Annotated in this window: 18 protein-coding genes; 7 read left to right on the top strand and 11 right to left on the bottom strand. The window is 72.6% G+C overall.

The features are described 5' to 3' along the window. The 5 genes from ACFVST_RS14680 to ACFVST_RS14660 all read right to left on the bottom strand — a co-directional run. A partial coding sequence (locus ACFVST_RS14680) for a hypothetical protein (RefSeq protein ID WP_390150649.1) occupies window positions 1–243 on the bottom strand: 243 nt, incomplete at its 3' end. Window positions 244–492: 249 nt separating this feature from the next. Beyond that, a complete protein-coding gene (locus tag ACFVST_RS14675) occupies window positions 493–1,620 on the bottom strand; it encodes an ATP-binding protein (protein ID WP_390150646.1) in 1,128 nt (375 codons plus the stop codon). 28 nt (window positions 1,621–1,648) lie between these two features. Then, a complete protein-coding gene (locus tag ACFVST_RS14670) occupies window positions 1,649–2,386 on the bottom strand; it encodes a response regulator transcription factor (RefSeq protein WP_390150643.1) in 738 nt (245 codons plus the stop codon). A 112-nt stretch (window positions 2,387–2,498) separates the two neighbouring features. Beyond that, a complete protein-coding gene (locus ACFVST_RS14665; RefSeq protein WP_390150641.1) occupies window positions 2,499–3,227 on the bottom strand; it encodes a spermidine synthase in 729 nt (242 codons plus the stop codon). A 120-nt stretch (window positions 3,228–3,347) separates the two neighbouring features. Then, window positions 3,348–4,154: a nucleotidyltransferase gene (locus tag ACFVST_RS14660; protein ID WP_390150638.1), complete on the bottom strand. Its 807-nt coding sequence runs from the start codon at window positions 4,152–4,154 to the stop codon at window positions 3,348–3,350. Window positions 4,155–4,334: 180 nt separating this feature from the next. On the opposite strand from ACFVST_RS14660, the gene lon reads away from it, so the two are divergent. Further along, the gene (lon, locus tag ACFVST_RS14655; protein WP_390150635.1) at window positions 4,335–6,761 is read left to right on the top strand and encodes an endopeptidase La; all 2,427 of its coding nucleotides are present in this window, start codon (window positions 4,335–4,337) and stop codon (window positions 6,759–6,761) included. A 96-nt stretch (window positions 6,762–6,857) separates the two neighbouring features. On the opposite strand, the gene ACFVST_RS14650 is transcribed toward lon, so the two are convergent. Together ACFVST_RS14650 and ACFVST_RS14645 are read right to left on the bottom strand one after the other, a co-directional pair. Beyond that, window positions 6,858–7,709 (bottom strand): lysozyme, encoded by an 852-nt coding sequence (locus tag ACFVST_RS14650; RefSeq protein WP_390150632.1) that lies wholly within the window; start codon window positions 7,707–7,709, stop codon window positions 6,858–6,860. A 442-nt stretch (window positions 7,710–8,151) separates the two neighbouring features. Further along, a complete protein-coding gene (locus ACFVST_RS14645; protein ID WP_390150629.1) occupies window positions 8,152–9,015 on the bottom strand; it encodes a lysozyme in 864 nt (287 codons plus the stop codon). Between the two features lie 263 nt (window positions 9,016–9,278). Between ACFVST_RS14645 and ACFVST_RS14640 the strand changes: the two genes are divergently transcribed. After that, entirely contained in the window at window positions 9,279–9,803 is a 525-nt protein-coding gene (locus ACFVST_RS14640; RefSeq protein ID WP_390150626.1) for a MarR family winged helix-turn-helix transcriptional regulator, read from the top strand. A gap of 23 nt (window positions 9,804–9,826) precedes the next feature. Here ACFVST_RS14640 and ACFVST_RS14635 read toward each other — a convergent pair whose 3' ends face one another. Next, a complete protein-coding gene (locus ACFVST_RS14635) occupies window positions 9,827–10,612 on the bottom strand; it encodes a hypothetical protein (RefSeq protein WP_390150623.1) in 786 nt (261 codons plus the stop codon). Between the two features lie 353 nt (window positions 10,613–10,965). Between ACFVST_RS14635 and ACFVST_RS14630 the strand changes: the two genes are divergently transcribed. From ACFVST_RS14630 to ACFVST_RS14610, 5 genes are read left to right on the top strand one after another with little or no spacing between them, the layout of a single operon-like run. Further along, window positions 10,966–13,869 (top strand): nitrate- and nitrite sensing domain-containing protein, encoded by a 2,904-nt coding sequence (locus ACFVST_RS14630; protein ID WP_390150621.1) that lies wholly within the window; start codon window positions 10,966–10,968, stop codon window positions 13,867–13,869. Beyond that, window positions 13,866–14,354: a roadblock/LC7 domain-containing protein gene (locus ACFVST_RS14625; RefSeq protein ID WP_390150619.1), complete on the top strand. Its 489-nt coding sequence runs from the start codon at window positions 13,866–13,868 to the stop codon at window positions 14,352–14,354. Before ACFVST_RS14630 ends, ACFVST_RS14625 begins: the two co-directional genes overlap by 4 nt. Beyond that, a complete protein-coding gene (locus ACFVST_RS14620; RefSeq protein WP_390150616.1) occupies window positions 14,351–14,749 on the top strand; it encodes a DUF742 domain-containing protein in 399 nt (132 codons plus the stop codon). Before ACFVST_RS14625 ends, ACFVST_RS14620 begins: the two co-directional genes overlap by 4 nt. Beyond that, window positions 14,730–15,365: an ATP/GTP-binding protein gene (locus ACFVST_RS14615; RefSeq protein ID WP_390150614.1), complete on the top strand. Its 636-nt coding sequence runs from the start codon at window positions 14,730–14,732 to the stop codon at window positions 15,363–15,365. The genes ACFVST_RS14620 and ACFVST_RS14615 overlap by 20 nt, the downstream gene beginning before the upstream one ends. Before the next feature lie 21 nt (window positions 15,366–15,386). After that, window positions 15,387–16,637: a styrene monooxygenase/indole monooxygenase family protein gene (locus tag ACFVST_RS14610; RefSeq protein ID WP_390150611.1), complete on the top strand. Its 1,251-nt coding sequence runs from the start codon at window positions 15,387–15,389 to the stop codon at window positions 16,635–16,637. 43 nt (window positions 16,638–16,680) lie between these two features. Here the strand turns inward: ACFVST_RS14610 and ACFVST_RS14605 are convergent, their stop codons facing one another. The 3 genes from ACFVST_RS14605 to ACFVST_RS14595 all read right to left on the bottom strand — a co-directional run bounded on the left by ACFVST_RS14605 (window position 16,681) and on the right by ACFVST_RS14595 (window position 18,960). Continuing rightward, window positions 16,681–17,832 carry a C40 family peptidase gene (locus tag ACFVST_RS14605; protein ID WP_390150608.1) on the bottom strand — a complete coding sequence of 384 codons (1,152 nt, stop codon included), beginning with the start codon at window positions 17,830–17,832 and terminating at the stop codon, window positions 16,681–16,683. Window positions 17,833–17,935: 103 nt separating this feature from the next. Further along, window positions 17,936–18,232, bottom strand: coding sequence for a hypothetical protein (locus ACFVST_RS14600; protein WP_390150606.1), 297 nt, complete (start codon window positions 18,230–18,232; stop codon window positions 17,936–17,938). Continuing rightward, window positions 18,229–18,960 carry a TetR/AcrR family transcriptional regulator gene (locus tag ACFVST_RS14595; RefSeq protein ID WP_390150603.1) on the bottom strand — a complete coding sequence of 244 codons (732 nt, stop codon included), beginning with the start codon at window positions 18,958–18,960 and terminating at the stop codon, window positions 18,229–18,231. Before ACFVST_RS14595 ends, ACFVST_RS14600 begins: the two co-directional genes overlap by 4 nt. Between the last annotated feature and the right edge of the window lie 43 nt (window positions 18,961–19,003).

The raw sequence follows: 19,003 nt of genomic DNA, 5'->3' as shown, positions 1-19,003 counted from the left end.
CGCGGTGCCCGCGGACGCCTCGGTGGGGGCCGCGGACCCGGCGCCCGGTGCGGTGGCACCACCGCCCGGCTTGTAGTCGGCGAAGAAGTCCCACCAGGCCCGGTCCACCGAATTCGGGTCCTGGAGGTACTGCTGATAGATCTCGTCGACGAGCCACTCGTTGGGACCGAAGGCGGCGGCGGGGTCCTTGCCCCGCCCCTCTTGGTCGGTCGAGGTGCTGGAGTTACTGGGGGACTGCGACACGGCGAGAACCGCCCTCTTCCGCTTCACAAGGTGATGGACAGCGGAAATAAAGGCTACGCCCCTGACACCGGAAGATGCAGACCGGGCTGGCGATACGTCGTGCACATCACATCGGCGAGCTGGTTTCGCCGCTGACAATGGCGGGAAAATACCGTGGCTTTCTCGTCCCCGGCGCCGACGAACCCCGACCGCAGGTACGGAAACCGGCGGCCGCGTCCCGGTCGGGCGGGCCCGTGTTCGAACCTTACGTCAATATTGCGTGCGGGTGTCTCCCGGAAGTGTGACCTGTATCCGGCAGCCCCGAGCGGATTCGGCCACCCCGATCCGGCCGCCGTGCAGATCGACCGCCCAGCGCGCGATGGCCAGGCCCAGACCGGTGCCGCCGTCGCTGGTCTTGCCCTGGCTGCCGCGGTTGAAGCGCTCGAAGACCCGGTGCCACTCGGACCGCGGGATGCCCGGCCCCTCGTCCAGCACCTCCAGGTCCAGCGCGTCGGGACCCTCGCCGCGGCGGGCCCGTACGGTGACCCGGCCGTGCGGGGGGCTGTGCTTCACCGCGTTGTCGATGAGGTTCGCCACCACCTGGTGGATGCGCTCCTGGTCCGCGAACGCGGTCAGCTCCGGCGGGGACACGTCGAGATGCAGATGGACGTCGCCGCGGCCGTGGTTGCCGGAGCCCGAGGCGGTCCCGGCGCGCGCCTCGGCCACCATGTTGGCCTCCTTCAGCACACCCGACAGATACGGCCACACCTCGAAGCGGCGGGACTTCAGCGGCACCACGCCGTTGTCCAGGCGGGACAGGTCGAGCAGGGTCTCCACCAGCCGGCCCAGCCGCTCGGTCTGCTGGAGCGCGGTGCGCATCGTCTCCGGGTCGGCCTGCGAGACGCCGTCCACGACGTTCTCAAGTACCGCGCGCAGAGCGGCGATCGGGGTGCGCAGCTCGTGCGAGACGTTCGCCACGAGTTCCTTGCGCTGGTGGTCCTGGGCCTCCAGATCGTCCGCCATGCGGTTGATGGTGGTGGCCAGGTCGCCCAGCTCGTCGCGGCGGTCGGCGCCGCGCACCCGCCGGGTGTAGTCGCCGTGCGAGATGGACCGGGCCACCGTGTTCATCTCGTCCAGCGGCGCGGTCAGCGAGTGTGCCACGAACTGGGTGATCAGCAGGGTGGCGATCACCGAGAAGACCGTGATGAAACGCAGCTCGGTCTGGGTCCGCACGGCGATCATCAGCAGCCCGGTGGTGATGAAGACCGAGACCACGACCAGCGTGCCCAGCTTCGTCTTCACCGAGAACGGCCTGACGCCGCTGGGCAGTTCCGGCAGCAGCAGCCGCCGGTCCCGGGATCCGTTCGCGGCCCGCACCGGTCCGGCGGCGTTGCTCATGGGTCCCCTCCGGGGGCGTACGGCTCGACTACGGGGTCGGCGTCTCCAAGGCGTATCCGACACCGTGCACGGTGCGGATGCGCTCGGCGCCGATCTTGCGGCGCAGGGCCTTGATGTGGCTGTCGACGGTCCGCGTACCGGAGGCGTCGGCCCAGTCCCACACCTCGGCCAGCAACTGCTCGCGGGAGAGTACCGCGCGCGGCGTGTTGGCGAGGCAGACCAGCAGGTCGAACTCGGTCGGGGTGAGATGCACATCGTCGCTGCGCACCCGCACCCGGCGCTGGGCGTGGTCGATCTCCAGCTCGCCCAGGCGCAGGATGCCGCTGCGCGGTGTGGTCGCCGCCAGCGCGGCCCGCTCCACCCGGCGCAGCAGTACATGCACCCGGGCGGCCAGCTCCCGCATCGAGAACGGCTTCGTCATGTAGTCGTCGGCGCCGACGCCGAGCCCGACCAGCATGTCCGTCTCGTCGTCGCGGGCCGTCAGCATCAGTACCGGCACCGGGCGCTGGGCCTGCACCCGGCGGCAGACCTCCAGGCCGTCGAAACCGGGCAGCATGATGTCGAGGATCAGCAGGTCGGGCTGCCAGCCCTCGGCGGTGTCGACGGCCGACGGCCCGTCGCCCGCGGTCTGCACGAGAAACCCCTCGGCGCGCAGCCGCGCGGACACCGCATCGACGATCGTCGCGTCGTCCTCGACGACCAGGACCCGGCGCTGTGCGCCGGCGGCCGCCGGGGTGCCGTTCTGGGAGGTGTGTGTCTGCTCCATGCCCCGCCCCTGCTTGTGCTTTCCGGAACCCGTGGGGTGATCCCATGCGTGCGGTTGACGCCTCAAGGACCGGGCGCCGACAGGCAGCGTACGGGGCCGAGTGGCTTCGGGGCTATCCAGGGCGTACCGCGAGGTGCACCACGTCCGGGACGCCCCGGGCAACGGGGATCTCTTCGGTACGCACCCCTTGGAAACCGGCATTCCGCAGCCTTGCCTCGAATTCGGGCGAGGGCGCGGCCGACCAGACGGCGAGGACACCGCCCGGCGTCAGCGAGGCACGGCAGGCCGCGAGACCCGCGGGCGAGTAGAGGTTCCCGTTCTGCTCGGTGACGGTCCAGTCGGGCCCGTTGTCGATGTCCAGACAGAGGGCGTCGTAGCGGGGGCCGGAGCCGAGGTGGGCGAGGAGGTCGGTGTGCAGGATCGCGGTCCGCGGGTCGGCGAGGGCGGCGGCGGAGACCGCGGAGAGCGGGCCTTCACGGTGCCAGTCGATGATGGCCGGTTCCCGTTCCGCCACGGCGATCCGGCCCCAGCGTGGATCGGCGGCGGCATGGGCGAGCGAGAAACCGACGCCGAGACCGCCGATCAGTACCGAGGGCGCGGGCCGGCCGTCGAGGGCGTCACGGGCGGCGTCGACCAGCAGCCGCTCGGAGCGCCCGTCCGAAGTGTCCATCAGGAAGCACCCGTTGGCGATGATCTGAAGCAGCTCCCCATGCCGCCGCAACACCACCTCCCCATACGGCCCCTCCCGCCGCTCCACCACCACAGGCTCCCCACCCGGCCCCGGCCGACCGGCGCGGGTGCGGTGGACGGAGGACAGGGCGTGGCGGTCGCGGTGGGGCATGAACCCATCTTGGCCGGGGCGCGGTCCGCGGGGCCAATCCTTTGCCGGACGCCGTGGCCGGGCTGCCTGTGGGAGCGGCCAACTGGCTTGTTCGGGTGGGTGGTTGGGGGCTGGGCGTGCTCAGGCCCGTGGGGCCTTTTCCCCGTGGACGGTGGTGTATTCGGTGGCCAGCCAGGGGGCCAGGTCGTCGATGAGGAGGGTGAGGACCGCGGGGTCGGTGGAGGGGGTGCGGGCGGTGGTGGCGGCGAGGTGCATCTGGTCGGCGCGCTCGGGGTAGTAGCGGCCGAAGATCGCGGCGGACTGCGCGAGGTCGCTGGTCCAGCCGCCCCAGCGGGGCATGACCAGGGTGAATCCGGTACGGACGATACGGCGGGCGGCGCCCCGGCTGAGGGTTCTGCGGGCGGCGTCCGTGGTGGCCTCGGCGGCGCGGGTGCGCCAGCGCGGGAGGAGGAGGGCCAGATCGCCGTTGGTCTCTCGGGCCAGCAGGGTGGTGGGGCGGTACCGGGGCAGCCGGGCGGCGAGGTCGTCGCCGAGCAGTGGGGTGCAGAGGCAGGCGAGGAAGAAGCCGGCGTCGTGCCGTTCGAGGTCGCTGAGCAGGGTGCGGGTGCTGCTCAGCAGGATTCCGACGCCGTCGATCTGGGGGAAGGCCCGGTCGAGCGCGGTCTCGATCGCCGCGGCGTCGGCGCGGTCGGCGTCGGTGGGTTCGTGGTGGAGGGCGAGCTGGAGGTCGAGGTCGGAGACTCCGGGGACGGCGGTGCCGCGGGGAATGCTGCCGTAGAGGTACGCGCTGTGCAGTCGGGTGCCGTCGAAGCGCGCGGTGATGTGTGCCCGGGCCGCGTCGACCACGGGGGCGAACGCCTCCGGTACCCGGTCCAGCGCACCTTCGCGGGTGATCGTTCCGTCGCGGTCCAGCCCCTTCTCGTCCATGGGGCCACTGTGCCCGGTCCGAGTTCCCCGAGGTGTCGATGTCGAACGAATTTCGGCCCGGGTGGACGGAAGCCCCTCGTCAGAGGGGTGATCGCTGACGGCGAACGCCGTCTGGGGAACATTCCTCGGCTCAGCAGCATTGAGTCGGCATAGCTCAACTTGACTGCCTAAGGGGAGATCATGGCCGCCGATCACACATCGACCGACAACACTCCACTCACCCTGCCCGTGCTGCCGCTGGACGAAGAGGTCGTACTGCCCGGGATGGTGGTCCCGCTCGATCTCGGTGACACCGATGTGCGGGCCGCCGTGGAGGCCGCGCAGGCCGCTGCCCGGACCACGCCAGGCAAGCCGCAGGTGCTGCTGGTGCCGCGGATCGACGGCGCCTACGCCGGTACCGGTGTGCTCGGCACCGTGGAGCAGGTGGGGCGGCTCGCCGACGGTGACCCGGGGGCGCTGATCCGGGGTCGTGGCCGGGTGCGGATCGGGGCCGGTACGACCGGGCCCGGGGCAGCGCTCTGGGTGGAGGGCGAGCGTCTTGACGACCGCGCGCCCGGGCAACTGCCCGGTGCCGTCGCCGAGTTGATGAAGGAGTACAAGGCGCTCGCCACCGCCTGGCTGCGTAAGCGCGGGGCCTGGCAGGTGGTGGACCGGGTCCAGCAGATCGACGAGGCGGGCCAGCTCGCGGACAACTCCGGCTACTCCCCGTTCCTCACCACCGTGCAGAAGCTGGCCCTGCTGGAGACCGCGGACCCGGTGGACCGGCTCCGCCTCGCCACCGAGCAGTTGCGCGAGCACCTGGCCGAGCAGGATGTGGCCGAGTCCATCGCCAAGGACGTCCAGGAGGGCGTCGACAAGCAGCAGCGCGAGTTCCTGCTGCGGCGCCAACTCGACGCGGTGCGCAAGGAGTTGCGCGAGCTGAACGGGGAGCAGGACGGCGAGGACGAGCCGGACGACTACCGGGCCAGGGTCGAGGCCGCCGAGCTGCCCGAGCAGGTCCGCGAGGCCGCGCTCAAGGAGGTCGACAAGCTGGAGCGGGCCAGCGACCAGTCCCCGGAGGGTTCCTGGATCCGCACCTGGCTGGACACCGTCCTCGAACTGCCGTGGAACGAGCGCACCGAGGACCGCTACGACCTCCCCGGCGCCCAGGCCGTACTGGACCGGGAGCACGCCGGACTCCAGGACGTGAAGGAGCGGATCACCGAGTACCTGGCGGTGCGCAAGCGGCGCAGCGACCGGGGGCTCGGGGTGGTCGGCGGGCGGCGCGGGGGAGCGGTGCTGGCGCTGGTCGGCCCTCCCGGCGTGGGCAAGACCTCGCTGGGTGAGAGCGTGGCGCACGCCATGGGCCGCAAGTTCGTCCGGGTCGCGCTGGGCGGCGTCCGCGACGAGGCGGAGATCCGCGGCCACCGCCGTACGTATGTGGGGGCGCTGCCCGGGCGGATCGTGCGGGCGATCAAGGAGGCCGGGTCGATGAACCCGGTGGTCCTGCTGGACGAGATCGACAAGGTCGGCTCGGACTTCCGCGGCGACCCGGCGGCCGCCCTGCTCGAAGTCCTCGACCCGGCGCAGAACCACACCTTCCGGGACCACTACCTGGAGGTCGAACTCGACCTGAGCGATGTGGTGTTCCTCGCCACGGCCAACGTCCTGGAGGCCATCCCGGAGGCGCTGCTGGACCGGATGGAGCTGGTCCGGCTCGACGGGTACACCGAGGACGAGAAGATCGTCATCGGCCGGGACCACCTGCTGCCGCGGCAGTTGGAGCGGGCCGGGCTCGGAGCGGACGAAGTGGCCCTGGACGAGGGCGCGTTGCGCAAGCTGGCCGGGGAGTACACCCGGGAGGCCGGGGTGCGCAATCTGGAACGGGCCGTGGCCAGACTGCTGCGCAAGGTGGCCGCCCAGCATGAACTCGGCGAGCGGGAACTGCCGTTCACCGTCACCGCGGACGATCTGCGGGGCCTGATCGGGCGCCCCCACCATGTACCGGAGTCCGCCCAGGACCCGGCGGAGCGGCGTACCGCGGTGCCGGGGGTGGCGACCGGGCTCGCGGTCACCGGCGCGGGCGGCGACGTGCTGTACGTGGAGGCCTCACTGGCCGACCCGGAGACCGGCGGCGCCGGGCTCACCCTGACCGGTCAACTCGGCGATGTGATGAAGGAGTCGGCGCAGATCGCGCTCTCCTTCCTGCGCTCGCACGGCGCGGAACTGGAGCTGCCGGTGGGCGACCTCAAGGACCGCGGGGTGCACATCCACTTCCCCGCGGGCGCGGTGCCCAAGGACGGGCCGAGCGCCGGGGTCACCATGACGACCGCGCTGGCCTCGCTGCTCAGCGGGCGGCTGGTGCGTACGGATGTGGCGATGACCGGGGAGGTGTCGCTGACCGGGCGGGTGCTGCCGATCGGCGGGGTCAAGCAGAAGCTGCTGGCGGCGCATCGGGCCGGGGTGACCACGGTGGTCATCCCCAAGCGGAACGAGGCGGATCTGGACGATGTGCCGGCGGAGGTGCTGGCGGGGCTGTCGGTCCACGCGGTGACGGATGTGCGTGAGGTGCTGGAGCTGGCGCTGGTCGCGGGGGCGGCGGAGGCGGAGGTGCCGGTGGCGGCGTGACGCTACGGCGCACTGTGCGGGCGCTGCGCGTGCGTGCGGCCCCTTCCCCTGGCGTGATGGGGGAGGGGCCGCACGGTGGGTTGCCCGGCGCAGGGGTCAGCCGTTGGCGAGGGCCTGGACTCGGTCGAGGCCGCCGTTGAAGCTGTTGTGGTCGCCGACGTACGGGCCCTCGGAGGTGTACTGCCAGATGGTCTGGAAGTCCCAGCCGGCCGGGAGTTCGCCCACGGAGGAGTCGTAGCGGGCCACCCACAGCGGGTTGGTCTGGCCGAAGGCCGGGCTGTTGCCGGTGCAGTCCGCCCACCAGCTCGTCGCCGTGTAGATCACGGCGTCGCGGCCGGTGCGCGCCTTGTAGGTGTTGGTGAAGTCGGCGATCCAGTTGACCATGTCGTCCGCGCTCTTGCCGAAGCAGGCGTCGCCGTACGGGTTCCACTCGATGTCGAGGACGCCGGGCAGGGTCTTGCCGTCCCCGGACCAGCCGCCCCCGTTGTCCACGAAGAAGTTGGCCTGGTCGGCGCCGCTGGAGGTGTCGGGGGTGGCGAAGTGGTACGAGCCGCGGATCATGCCGACGTCGTAGGAGCCGTTGTACTGCTGGCTGAAGGAGCCGCTCGTGTAGTCGTTGCCCTCGGTGGCCTTGACGTAGGCGAACTTGACGCCGCTGTTCCACAGCGTGGGCCAGTCCACGTCGCCCTGCCAGCCGCTGACGTCGACGCCCTCGGTCTGCTCGGCCAGCCCCTTGGCGGGGGCGGCGCCGATGCCGTCGTGGGCGGCGACGCCCATGCCCATCACGGCGGTGCCGCGGTCGGGGGTGGCGGTGTCGGTCGGGGTGGCGGCGCTGGCGGCGGTGGGGAGCGCGCCGAGGAGGGCGAGTGCGGAGACGGCGGCGGCGGCCACCGCGACGCGGGCTCGGGATGTTCTCCGGGTGGTGCGGACTGTGCTGGGCGCGGACATGTACGTCCTCCGAAGGCCTCGGGGAGCCTGGGGGGCTCCGTGGGGGGATGAGGGGGGCTTCGAGGTGACCTCGCGGTTCACCGACATACAACGTTGTCGGTTGCATGTCAGCAGGGGACGCTACGCAGCCAGGCCCCCCTGCGGAAGAGTCCCTGGCCGCCGCCGTTGGTCTACTCCTGTCGTATAGGGGCCGGACCTGTGGCGACGTCGCCTACTGACTGGAAACTTTCAGGATCGGAAAGCCGGGTGGAGGCGTCGGCCGACCCGGCGAAGACGGCGAAGCCACCGGAGAACACCCATAGTCGGGGGAGAGCGCTTATAGCGCTGTTAATGCCGATTGGCGCCCGTCGCAAGGCTGTTGACGGGCTCTCGCGGCGGAACGGGTGCGGCCCTCCCCCTCGGAGGAGCGGGGGAGGGCCGGGGCGGCCGGCGGCCGGGCGGGTCAGCCGTTGGCGAGGGCCTGGACCCGGTCGTAGGCGCCGTTGAACTTGTTGTGGTCGCCGACGTACGGGCCGGTGGAGGTGTACTGCCAGATGGTCTGGAAGCCCCAGCCGGCCGGGAGTTCACCGACGGAGGCGGCGTAGCGGGCGATCCAGAGCGGGTTGGTCTGGCCGAAGGCGCCGCTGTTGCCGGTGCACTCCTTCCACCAGCTCGTGGCGGTGTAGATCACCGCGTCGCGGCCGGTGCGCGCCTTGTAGGTGTTGCTGAAGTCGCGGATCCAGCTGACCATCCCGCTGGCGCTCTTGCCGTAGCAGGACGCCCCGTACGGGTTCCACTCGATGTCGAGGACGCCGGGCAGGGTCTTGCCGTCCCTGGACCAGCCGCCGCCGTGGTCCACGAAGTAGTTGGCCTGGGCCGCGCCGCTGGAGGTGTCGGGGGTGGCGAAGTGGTACGAGCCCCGGATCATGCCGACGTTGTAGGAGCCGTTGTACTGCTGGGTGAAGTAGTTGTTCCGGTAGCCGGTGCCCTCGGTGGCCTTGACGTACGCCCACTTGACGCCGCTGTTCCACAGGGTGGACCAGCCGACGTTGCCCTGCCAGCCGCTGACGTCGACGCCCTCGGTCTGGGCCACCAGCGAGTTGCCGCCGGGGGTGCCGTGCGTTCCGTCGTGGGCGGCCACGCCCATGCCCATCACGGCGGAGCCGCGGGCGGGGGTGGCGGTGTCGGTCGGGGCGCTGCCGGTGCTCGCGGCCGCGGCCGTGGGAACCGCGCCGAGCAGCGCGAGTGCGGTGACGGTGGCACCGGCCGCCGCGGCACGGGTGCGGGAGGATCTGAGTGCGGTGCGAACGGAGTTGAGCGCGGACATGTACGTCCTCCGAAGGCCTCGGGGGAGCCGGGCGGCTCCATGGGGGGAGAGGGGGTGTTTCCTTCGATACGACCTTGCGGTTCACCGACAGCGACCTTGTCGGTTGCATGTCACTGAGGGACGCTACGCACGTAGACTCCCCTGCGGAAGACTTCCTCGTGGGTGCCGTTGGTCTACTCCTGCTCGATACTGGTCGGAGCTGTGGTGATGGCAGCTACTGGCGGGAAACTTTCAGGATCAGGAAACCGGGCGAAGGCGCTGACGTGCACCACGAAGACGACGAAGACACCAGAACCGCCCCTGGCGCCGGGGAGGCCGCGAGCCCCGAAAGCGGTGCGGACGGTGAATTCCTCGCCCTGGAACGGGAGTTGGCCTTCTTCCTGCGTCGGGCCCGGGCGAACTCGGGCGAGATGGCCCGCGAGGTCCACCCCGATCTCGAACCGGCGGCCTACGGGCTGCTGGTCTGCCTGGACGAGACCGGCCGCCAACGGGCCACCGATCTCGCCGAGTTCATCGGCGTGGGCAAGGCCACCATGAGCCGCCAGTTGCACGCCCTGGAGGCGCTGGGCCTGGTCGCCCGGGAGCGGGACCCGGCGGACGGCCGGGCCTGGCTGATCGGCCTCACCGGGGAGGGCGAGAGCCGGCTGCGCACCGTACGCGCCGCCCGCCGCGCCCGATACGTCCGCAAGCTCTCCGGCTGGCCCCGTACGGAGGTGGCCGAACTGGCCCGGCTGCTGCACCAGTTGAACTCCCTGGCCGGCGAACACCCGCCGGAGGACCGGGCCTAGACGGAGACGCTTCCCAGGCAGGGCTACAACTCCGCGTACACCACCGCCGCGTCGTCATGGGTCTTGCTGCGGCCCAGGTGGGCGCGGTCGGTGTCGGCGGACTCCAGAGCGCGTACCCGGTCGATCAGGGACTGCGGGCCCTCCTTGGCGACCACGGCCAGGCAGTCCGCCCAGTCGCCCTGATGGAACTTCTCCACCCAGCGCCCGGCGCCGTCGGTGAGTGCCGCCAGTGCCCGCACCCCGCACCGCGGCAGGGAGCCGGTGACGGCGCGGGCGGCGACGGCCGGATCGGCGGCCGCGGTGAAGAAGCCGCCCTCGCGGTTGCGCACCGTGGCGTCCGCGACCTCGTCCGAGACCAGGGAGGCGCGCGGCACCCACGTCAGCCGGTCGTCCAGCACCGGCGTCACCTCCCCCGTCGGACCGGCCAGCAGCAGCACCGAGTCGGACAGCACCAGATACTCGACCCGCTCCGCGTCCCACCGCGCGAGTACCACCGTTGCCTGAGGCGTACGAAGGTGAGAAAGGTCACAAGTGGAGGCGTGGGCTTCGGCGGTGCGGGCGAGGGCGGCGGCCAGTACCTCCGGCAGCGTCATATCCCGCCGGGAAACGGACAGTTCGCCCAGAGTGCCGCCCAGTCGGGCGGTGAACCACGGGACGGAGTGCATACAGCCGGTGCCGGTGCGCGGCGGCGTCACCCCGTCCAGCAGGACCAGCGCCCCGCCCTTTCCGGAGGCCGGAAGCGCCACCGACGCGAAGTCCTCATTGGGGCGTTCGGGATCTCCGGGGGCGGTGGCGAGTTCGATACGCATCCGGCAAGTCTGCCGCAGCCCCACGGCCCGGGCGCGGTACCGCGGGGCGGCGGGCGGCGCCGCTTTCCGGGCGGAAGGGACGCCTCCGGCAGCGCGCGGGCGCGCATCCTGCCAAAGGTCCACGGCAACGTCCAACCGGCCCCCCGGCAGGGCCCGATGCACCGTGCCACCGGAACTTGCCGCCGACACCCGGACGTTGTTCACTCCTTCGGGTGGCGGCCGCAGCAAGGCGCGTTCACTGCTCACCGGCACTGGAAGGGTCGGGAGCCGTACGCGAACGACGCTCGCGTCGACGGTCCGTCACCCGGGCCGATGGGCATCACGAGTCAAGATTGCGAGCACCGGTGCAGAAGATGCGTCTTGGACGCAAGGGCAGGCAGCAGGCCTCGGACGAGACCACGGGCCGCCCACCGGGCACGCCCGCGCCCCGGGAGGACACCGCACAGCCCGCGGGCCGCCGGGTCCGCGTCCGCAGCCGGCTGGTGATCGCCGTCGCCGTGGTCGCCGCGGCCGTCGCCGGAGCGGGCGCCCCCGCGATCATCGCCGCCTCCGGGCAGGTCCACGACACCCAGGAACTGGTCGACCTCTCCGAACGCACCGGCCGCGCCCTCACCCTGGCGCACGCCCTCGCCGACGAACGCGACGAGGTCACCGCCTTCATCGCGGCCGGCCGGCCCAAGGGCAAGGGCCTCAGCGAACGCCGCAGCGCCCCCGTGGACCGCCAGATCGCCGAACTCCGCCCCGGCGCCCCCGCGCCCCTCGCGGACGACCTCGACGCCATCGCCGCCGTCCGCCGCGCCGCCCTCACCGGCAAGGGCAGCGCCCTCGACGCCCACCGGTCCTACGCGGACGTCATCGGCCAACTCCACGGCCTCGCCGAGGACTTGGCCCAGCAGGAGCCGCCGCGGGCGGGTGGCGGCGCGGCCGCGCTGGCCGATCTGGACACCGCCGTCGCCCAGGCCTCCGCCACCCGCGGCCTGCTGCTCGCCGCCCTCGCCGTCCCCGGCGAGACCCGTACCGTCATCGACCCCGCCACCGGCCTGCCCACCGAGGTGAGCGCCGACTCCGGGGCCGCGAAGCAGCAGGACGAGCTGACCGCCGCCGCCCAGCAGGCCCATGTCGCCGAACAGGCCGCCCTGGCCTCCTTCCACGGCCGCGCCCCCGACGCCGACCGCAGCGCCTACGACACCACCGTCACCGGTCCCGAGGTGGCTGCCGCCGAGAAGTACCTGGCCCGCCTCGCCGACAGCCCCGAGCTGTCGGCGAGTGAGAAGGACACCGACCCGGAGAAGCTGGACGCGGCGCTCACCGCCCGGATCGACCAGATGCGGGGCTCCGAGGCCTCCCTCGCCAACGCCCGCAGCAAGACGCTCGCCGGCCTGCGCGACGACGATGTGACGGCGCTGGAGCTGCGGATCGCGCTCGTCGGGGTCTGCCTGCTGGCCGCCGTCGGCGTCGCCATGGGCACCGCACGCTCCCTGACCCGCCCGCTGTCCGTACTCCGCCTCGGCTCGGCCCGGCTCGCGGAGGACCCCGCCACCGAGGAACCGATCCGGTTCACCGGCCGCAACGACGAGTTCGCCCAGGTGGTCCGCTCCGTCAACGGCCTCCACACGCACGCCCTCGGCCTGCACGAGCGGATCGGCACCCTGGAGGCCGACCGCAAGCACCTGGTCGGGCAGCGGGAGTCCATGGCGGACGAGCGGACCGAACTGCGCGCGGCGCTGAAGGCGGCCACCGCCGATCTGGAGCGGGTCCGCGGCGGTATCCAGTCCACCTTCGTCAGCCTGGCGCTGCGCACCCTCGGCCTGGTCGAGCGGCAACTCGCCGTCATCGAGAAGCTGGAGGACCGCGAGCAGGACCCGGACCGCCTGTCCACCCTCTTCACCCTGGACCACCTGGCCACCGTGATGCGGCGGCACAGCGAGAACCTGCTGGTCCTGGCCGGCGCCGACCGCGGCCACCAGCACCCGGGCCCGGTACCGCTGGTGGACGTGGTGCGGGCCGCGGTCAGCGAGATCGAACGGTACGAGCGGGTCCGTATCGCCGCGCTGCCGCCGCACGCCCACACCGCCGGTTTCGCCGCCGACGACCTCAGCCATCTGCTCGCCGAACTCCTGGAGAACGCCACCTCGTTCTCCCCGCCGGACGCCGAAGTCGAGGTCTCCGGCTGGCTGATGGAGAACGGCGAGATGATGGTCTCCATCCAGGACGAGGGCATCGGTATGACGCCCGAGCGGATGGACACCCTCAACGACCGCCTCTCCGGCTTCGATCCGGACCAGGAGCACCGGGCCGAGGACGAGGGCCTCGGCCTCGGCCTGTATGTGGTGGCCCGGCTCGCCCACCGGCACGGCGCCCGCATCCGGCTCCGGGAGCAGAAGCAGGGCGGGGTGGCCGCGGTCGTCGTCCTGCCGACGGCATTGCTGGTGGACGCGCCGGCCGCCGCCGTCGCCCCCGCCCCGCAGGGCGGCCCCGGGGGCGGGAGCGCGGTGCACCTCAGCGGGGCGGAGGCCGAGGCCAACTCCAACGAGCTGCCCACCCGCCAGTCCGCCCCCGGCGCCGACCCGCTGATCACGGCCGCCGAGGCGAGCCTGGCCGCCGCCTCTCCGGAGGACGAGCCGGCGTTGGCGGACGCGACCCCGGCGGACGAAGCCGTCGCAGCGGCGCCTGCCGAAGAGGCCGAAGCCGAAGCCACCCAACTCCCCGCGGACACCGAGAAGTTGACGGAGGCCGACGGTGGCGCCACCGCCCCGGACGAACCCGCGCAGGCCGCCGCCGAGCCCCCCGCCCCCGGTCTCTACGCCATAGGGCCCGAGCGGCATGAGCGCACCGCGGACGAGGCCGAGCGGCCCGCGCAGGCAGCCGGGGAGCAGGTGCCGCCGCAGCGCACCGCCGGTACCCCGGAGCAGGAGGCGCCGCGGGCGGAGCGGATCACCGACAAGGGCCTGCCGAAGCGCACCCCCAGGCTCTCCGAACCGTCCGCCGTCCCGGGACCCCGTACCGGCCCGGTGGACGCGGACGCGCTGCGCCGCAGACTCGGCGGTTTCCACCAGGGCGCGGTCGCAGGCCGGCGCGATGTGGCCGCCGAACTCGCCGCCGAACAGGCCGAGTCCACCGAACAGGCCGAGTCGGCCGACCCGGCAGACCAGGCGGGTACCCCGGGGGCCAGCCCGGGCCGGGGGGCCGACGAGGCCGCCGCCGGACGCACCACCGACACTGCCCAGGGGGACACGGTCGAGGAGGCAAGCAGTTGACTGCGCCCAGCACCTACGGACTGAGCAGCGAAGCGAAGAACCTGCACTGGCTGCTGACGAATCTGGTCGAGGAGGTGCCGGGTCTGCTGTCGGTCGCCGTGGTCTCCTCCGACGGCCTGCTGCTGCTCTCCTCCGACCCGGAGAGAGACCGCTCCCGCTCCGACAAGTCCAAGCCGTCCACCGGCGGTCCCCGCGGCTCCGCGGCGGACCTCGCCACCATCGTCTCCGGCCTCGGCAGCCTCACCATCGGGGCGGCGAAGCTGATGGGCGCCGGGACGGTGAAGCAGACCATGGTCGCCATGGACGAGGGCAGCCTCTTCGTGACGTCGATCAGTGACGGTTCGCTGCTCGGTGTGCACGCCACCCCGGACTGCGACATGAGCGTCGTCGCGTACCACATGGCGCTCTTCGTCGGCCGGGCCGGGCATGTCCTCACCCCCGAACTCCGCAGTGAACTTCGCCAGTCGATGGAGAGCGCCCAGTGAGCCCAGCCGAACTCCCGGTCCGCGGCTCCGGCCGCGGCAAACCCGCCCGGGTACGCCCCTACTCGCTCACCGGGGGCCGCACCCGCTTCGGGCACGTCCTGCTGGTGGAGACCTTCGTCGCCGCGCTGGACGCCCCGCAGGAGCGCAGGGAACTCCCCAAGGGCTCGCTCGCCCGGATCATGCCCGAGCTCCAGGCCATCGTCGAACTCTGCCGCCGGATGCGGACCGTGGCCGAGATCGCCGCCCTGCTGAAGATGCCGCTCGGCGTGGTCCGCGTACTGCTGAGCGACCTCGCCGACCAGGGAAGAATCCGCGTGTACGGGACCGGTCACGGCCCCGGACAGCCGGACCGTGCACTGCTGGAAAGGGTGCTGAGTGGACTCCGCCGTCTCTGAACCGATCGCCGCCCCGCCGGCGGCCGACCCGGACGAGAACCTCCAGCCGTGGCAGGAGGACCGGTCACGCGCCCCCATCGCCACCAAGATCGTCGTGGCGGGCGGCTTCGGCGTGGGCAAGACCACCCTGGTCGGCGCCGTCTCGGAGATCACCCCGCTCCAGACCGAGGCGCTGATGACGGAGGCCAGCACCGAGACCGACGACCTGTCCGGCACCCCGGACAAGGTGTCCACCACGGTCGCCATGGACTTCGGCCGCATCACCCTCGACGACGACCTGGTGCTCTACCTCTTCGGCACCCCGGGCCAGCAGCGCTTCTGGTTCATGTGGGACGACCTGGTGCGCGGCGCGATCGGCGCGGTCGTCCTCGCCGACACCCGCCGCCTGGCCGACTGCTTCCCCGCCCTGGACTACTTCGAGAGCTGCGGCCTGCCGTACGTCGTCGCCGTCAACCACTTCGACGGCAGTACGGAGTTCGCCGCCGAGGACGTACGGGAGGCGCTCACCGTGCCGCCGCGGATACCCGTGATGATCATGGACGCTCGGCGGCGGGTACCGGTGATCGAGACCCTGCTGGCCCTGGTCGGCCACGCCCTCGACGTCACCCCCGAATAACACGTAGGAGAAACTCCCCCGATGCGGAAGATACTCGTCGTCGGAGCCGGCCAGGCCGGACTCCAGCTCGCCCTCGGCCTCCAGTCCCACGGCTACGAGGTCACCCTGATGTCGAACCGGACCGCGGACGAGATACGCAGCGGCCGTGTCATGTCGACCCAGTGCATGTTCCACACCGCGCTCCAGCACGAGCGGGACCTCCACCTCAACTTCTGGGAGTCGCAGGCGCCCCGCATCGAGGGCCTGGGGGCCTCCGTCGCCTGCCCGCCCGACGAGGAGACCGGTGTCCACTCCCGCGTCGTCGACTGGGTCGGCAGGCTCGACGGCTACGCGCAGTCGGTGGACCAGCGGGTGAAGATGGCAGGCTGGATGGAGACCTTCGCCCAGCGCGGCGGCCAACTCGTCATCCACGGCGCCGCCGTCTCCGACCTCGACTACTTCGCCCGCACCTACGACCTGGTGCTGGTCTCCGCCGGCAAGGGCGAACTGGTCTCCATGTTCGAGCGGGACGCGAGCCGCTCCCCGTACTCCGAGCCGCAGCGCGCCCTCTCCGTCGCCTATGTGCACGGCCTCGGCCCGCGGCCCGAGCACCCCGACTACGACGCGGTCCGCGTCAATCTGGTGCCCGGTGTCGGCGAGCTGTTCATCATGCCGACCTGGACCGTCTCCGGCCGCGCCGACATCCTCTTCTGGGAGGGCATCCCCGGCGGCCCCCTCGACGCCTTCCGCGGCGTCAAGGACCCGTCCGAACACCTGGCGCTCACCCTGGGCCTGATGGAGAAGTACACGCCCTGGGAGTACGCGCGCGCCACCAAGGTCGAGCTGACCGACGCCGGCGGCACCCTCGCCGGCCGCTACGCCCCCACCGTCCGCAAGCCGGTCGGGCGGCTCCCCGGTGGTGGTGCCGTCCTCGGTGTCGCCGACGTGGTCGTGGCCAACGACCCGATCACCGGCCAGGGTTCGAACTCGGCGTCCAAGTGCGCCGCCGCCTACCTCGCCGCCATCCTGGAGCACGGCGACCAGCCCTTCGACGAGGCATGGATGGGCCACGCCTTCGACCGCTACTGGGACACCGCGCAGCACGTCACCAAGTGGACCAACGCGATGCTGGCGCCCCCGCCGGAGCACGTCCTGAACCTCATCGGGGCCGCCGGCCAACTCCCGCCCGTCGCCCACCGCTTCGCCAACGCCTTCGACGACCCGTCCGACTTCGAGAACTTCTTCTTCGAGCCGGACAAGACCGCCGCCTATCTGGCCTCGGTCACCGCCTGAGCCTGACCACGGGAGGCCCAACTGCCCCCGGTACGCGGGTGGTTCACCGCCGGGCGGTCCGGTCGTAGCCCAGATCGGAGCCCGTGGTCGCGGAGACCGGGATCACCGGTGGTGTCCAGCCGGTGGTCCCGGCGCCGTCCGGATCGGGGCGGACCGCGCCGTGCACCGGATTCGCCGCCACCGGTGACACCTTGACCCGGGTGCCGGGCCGCGGCGCGTGCACCACCATGCCGTTGCCCAGATAGAGCGCGACATGGGTGGCGTGCGGGAAGTACACCACCAGGTCGCCGGGGCGCAGCCGGTCCAGCGGCACCCGGGTCAGCCGGGCCCACTGCTGCCCGCTGGTGCGGGGGATGCCGAGGCCGGCGTGCGCCCAGGCCTCGGAGGTGAGGCCGGAGCAGTCGAACGCCGCCGGCCCCTGGGCGCCCCACCGGTACGGCTTGCCGACCTGGCGCAGCGCCCAGCGGACCGCCGCCGCCCCGCCGCGGCTCGGCGGCCGGTAGCCGCTGAGTGAACCGGAGGCCGTCAGCCGGCGCTGCGCGGTGTCGGTGGCGGAGCGCTCCAGCCGCCCCATCGCGGCCAGTTGGCCGTCGCTCAGCCCCGCCAGCATCCGCTCCACCCCGCCGAGCCGGACCCGTACCGTGTCGCGCCGGTCGCGGCTGCGGTCGGTGAGGCGCTGCTGGCGGGCGAGGGCGCGACGGGCCGCCGCGGCGAGACGGTCCGCCCGGCGCTCCCCGGCGGCGAGCCGGCGCACCGTCCCCGCGCGCTCGGCGGACGCCCGCTGGATCAGATGTTCCTGGTCGAGCGCGGCCTGCGCGTTCCGCGCCAGCAGCAGCCGCAGATAGGGGGAGAGCCCGGAGACGCCCTGGTACTGGCGGCGGGCGAGCTGCCCGGCCGCGTCCCGCCCCCGCTCGGCCGCCCGCCGGGCCGCGGCCAGTCTCCGGTCCAGCTCCGCGGTCCGCGCCCGCTGCCGCCGCAGCGCGTCCGCCGTCTCGTCATAGCGCTCGGTCGCCGACTCGACCTGCCGGTACGCCTTCTGAAGGTCCGTCAGCAGTACGGCAGTCGGCCGCGCCGCCGGGGCTTCTGGTGCCGGTGCGGGGGAGGGGGCGGCGTGCGCGACCGGTACCAGCAGTGCGCTCGCGGCCAGTGCGGCCGCCGCGGCCCGGACGCCGTGCCGGGGAAACGTTCCTGACATACCCTCACCTCCGCGGCGGGGCGGCACCCGCACCCCGCGCACGGAGAGGATGGCCACCGGGCGTCGACGCGCCACGCACACTGGGCGGTTCGGCCCAGACCTCTCACCCGCGCGGGGGTCGGCCGGGCCTGGACCAGGGCCAGCGGCGCCCCGGCGAGCCGCTGTCCTCGTCGTCACCGCCGGGCGGTACGTACTCGTAGCGCCAGCCGCGGTGGAGGGGCAGGCGGCCGGTGGGGGCGAGCGGCGCTCTGCGGTAGACGAGGACGGTGGGCGGGCCGCCCCGCGGGTCGGGGACGGGCACCCGGTAGGTCTTCGGCGGATTGCCGGTGGGGCCGAGCAGTACGGGCAGCACCCGGCCGTCGAGGGGGCCGCCGACGAACGCGGTGTCCTCGCTCTTCACGCCGGTGCCGCCCGGTCGGAGCCGTCGAGGAGCGGAGCGATCCGCTGGAGGAAGCGGTCCAGCATCCCGCCCTGTGCCTCCAGGGCGACCGCGTGCCGCACCACCCCGGCGGTCTGCTCGTCATGGGTGGCGGCGGTGGCCAACTGCGCCACGAACTGCTCCACCAGCCAGTCCCGCAACTCCGCCGCAGGTAGCCGCTTGCCCTCGTCCAGCCAGATCAGGGAGGCGGCCTCGACGGAGGAGATCCAGGTGCGCACCGCCATCCCCAGGTGGGCGCCCGGCTCGGGCACGCCGAGGTGGCCGAGGATCTGCTCGGCGGCGGCCCGCCGCACCCCGTCGACGATGGCGCTGGTGCGGGAGGTGCCCACCACACTGCCGCCGTGCAGCAGTGCCGCGAAGCCGGTGCCATGGCCGTCGACAAAGGCGAGATAGCGGTCCAGGGCGTGCAACAGCCGTTCGGTGAGCGGGCCTTCGGCCGGTTCGGCGAAGCACTGGCGCAGCAGATCGGCCGCGGAGTGCAGGGCCGCCTCGTAGAGCTGCTGCTTGCCGCCGGGGAAGTAGCGGTAGACGAGGGGGCGGGAGACGCCGGCCGCCTCGGCCACGTCGTCCAGCGAGACGTCGTCCGGTGAGCGGTGCGCGAAGAGCGACAGGGCCGCGTCGAGGAGTTGGCCGCGCCGTGCCTCGACGCTGAGCCGCCGGTAGGCGGGCGTGGTGGCTGCCGGGGTCATGTTCGAAAGGGTATGCCAGCCGGGGCGCCGGCGGACCCGCGTC

Origin of the sequence: Streptomyces sp. NPDC058045, assembly GCF_042885635.1 — a bacterium.
Classification (GTDB): domain Bacteria; phylum Actinomycetota; class Actinomycetes; order Streptomycetales; family Streptomycetaceae; genus Streptomyces.
This window is presented reverse-complemented; position numbering and strand designations above follow the sequence as displayed.

Coding starts and splice junctions, on each gene's coding strand:
- ACFVST_RS14605 (WP_390150608.1), bottom strand. CDS start 17,832: ATGTCAGGAACGTTTCCCCGGCACGGCGTCCGGGCCGCGGCGGCCGCA.
- lon (WP_390150635.1), top strand. CDS start 4,335: ATGGCCGCCGATCACACATCGACCGACAACACTCCACTCACCCTGCCC.
- ACFVST_RS14630 (WP_390150621.1), top strand. CDS start 10,966: ATGCGTCTTGGACGCAAGGGCAGGCAGCAGGCCTCGGACGAGACCACG.
- ACFVST_RS14610 (WP_390150611.1), top strand. CDS start 15,387: ATGCGGAAGATACTCGTCGTCGGAGCCGGCCAGGCCGGACTCCAGCTC.
- ACFVST_RS14670 (WP_390150643.1), bottom strand. CDS start 2,386: ATGGAGCAGACACACACCTCCCAGAACGGCACCCCGGCGGCCGCCGGC.
- ACFVST_RS14665 (WP_390150641.1), bottom strand. CDS start 3,227: ATGCCCCACCGCGACCGCCACGCCCTGTCCTCCGTCCACCGCACCCGC.
- ACFVST_RS14635 (WP_390150623.1), bottom strand. CDS start 10,612: ATGCGTATCGAACTCGCCACCGCCCCCGGAGATCCCGAACGCCCCAAT.
- ACFVST_RS14595 (WP_390150603.1), bottom strand. CDS start 18,960: ATGACCCCGGCAGCCACCACGCCCGCCTACCGGCGGCTCAGCGTCGAG.
- ACFVST_RS14660 (WP_390150638.1), bottom strand. CDS start 4,154: ATGGACGAGAAGGGGCTGGACCGCGACGGAACGATCACCCGCGAAGGT.
- ACFVST_RS14675 (WP_390150646.1), bottom strand. CDS start 1,620: ATGAGCAACGCCGCCGGACCGGTGCGGGCCGCGAACGGATCCCGGGAC.
- ACFVST_RS14645 (WP_390150629.1), bottom strand. CDS start 9,015: ATGTCCGCGCTCAACTCCGTTCGCACCGCACTCAGATCCTCCCGCACC.
- ACFVST_RS14650 (WP_390150632.1), bottom strand. CDS start 7,709: ATGTCCGCGCCCAGCACAGTCCGCACCACCCGGAGAACATCCCGAGCC.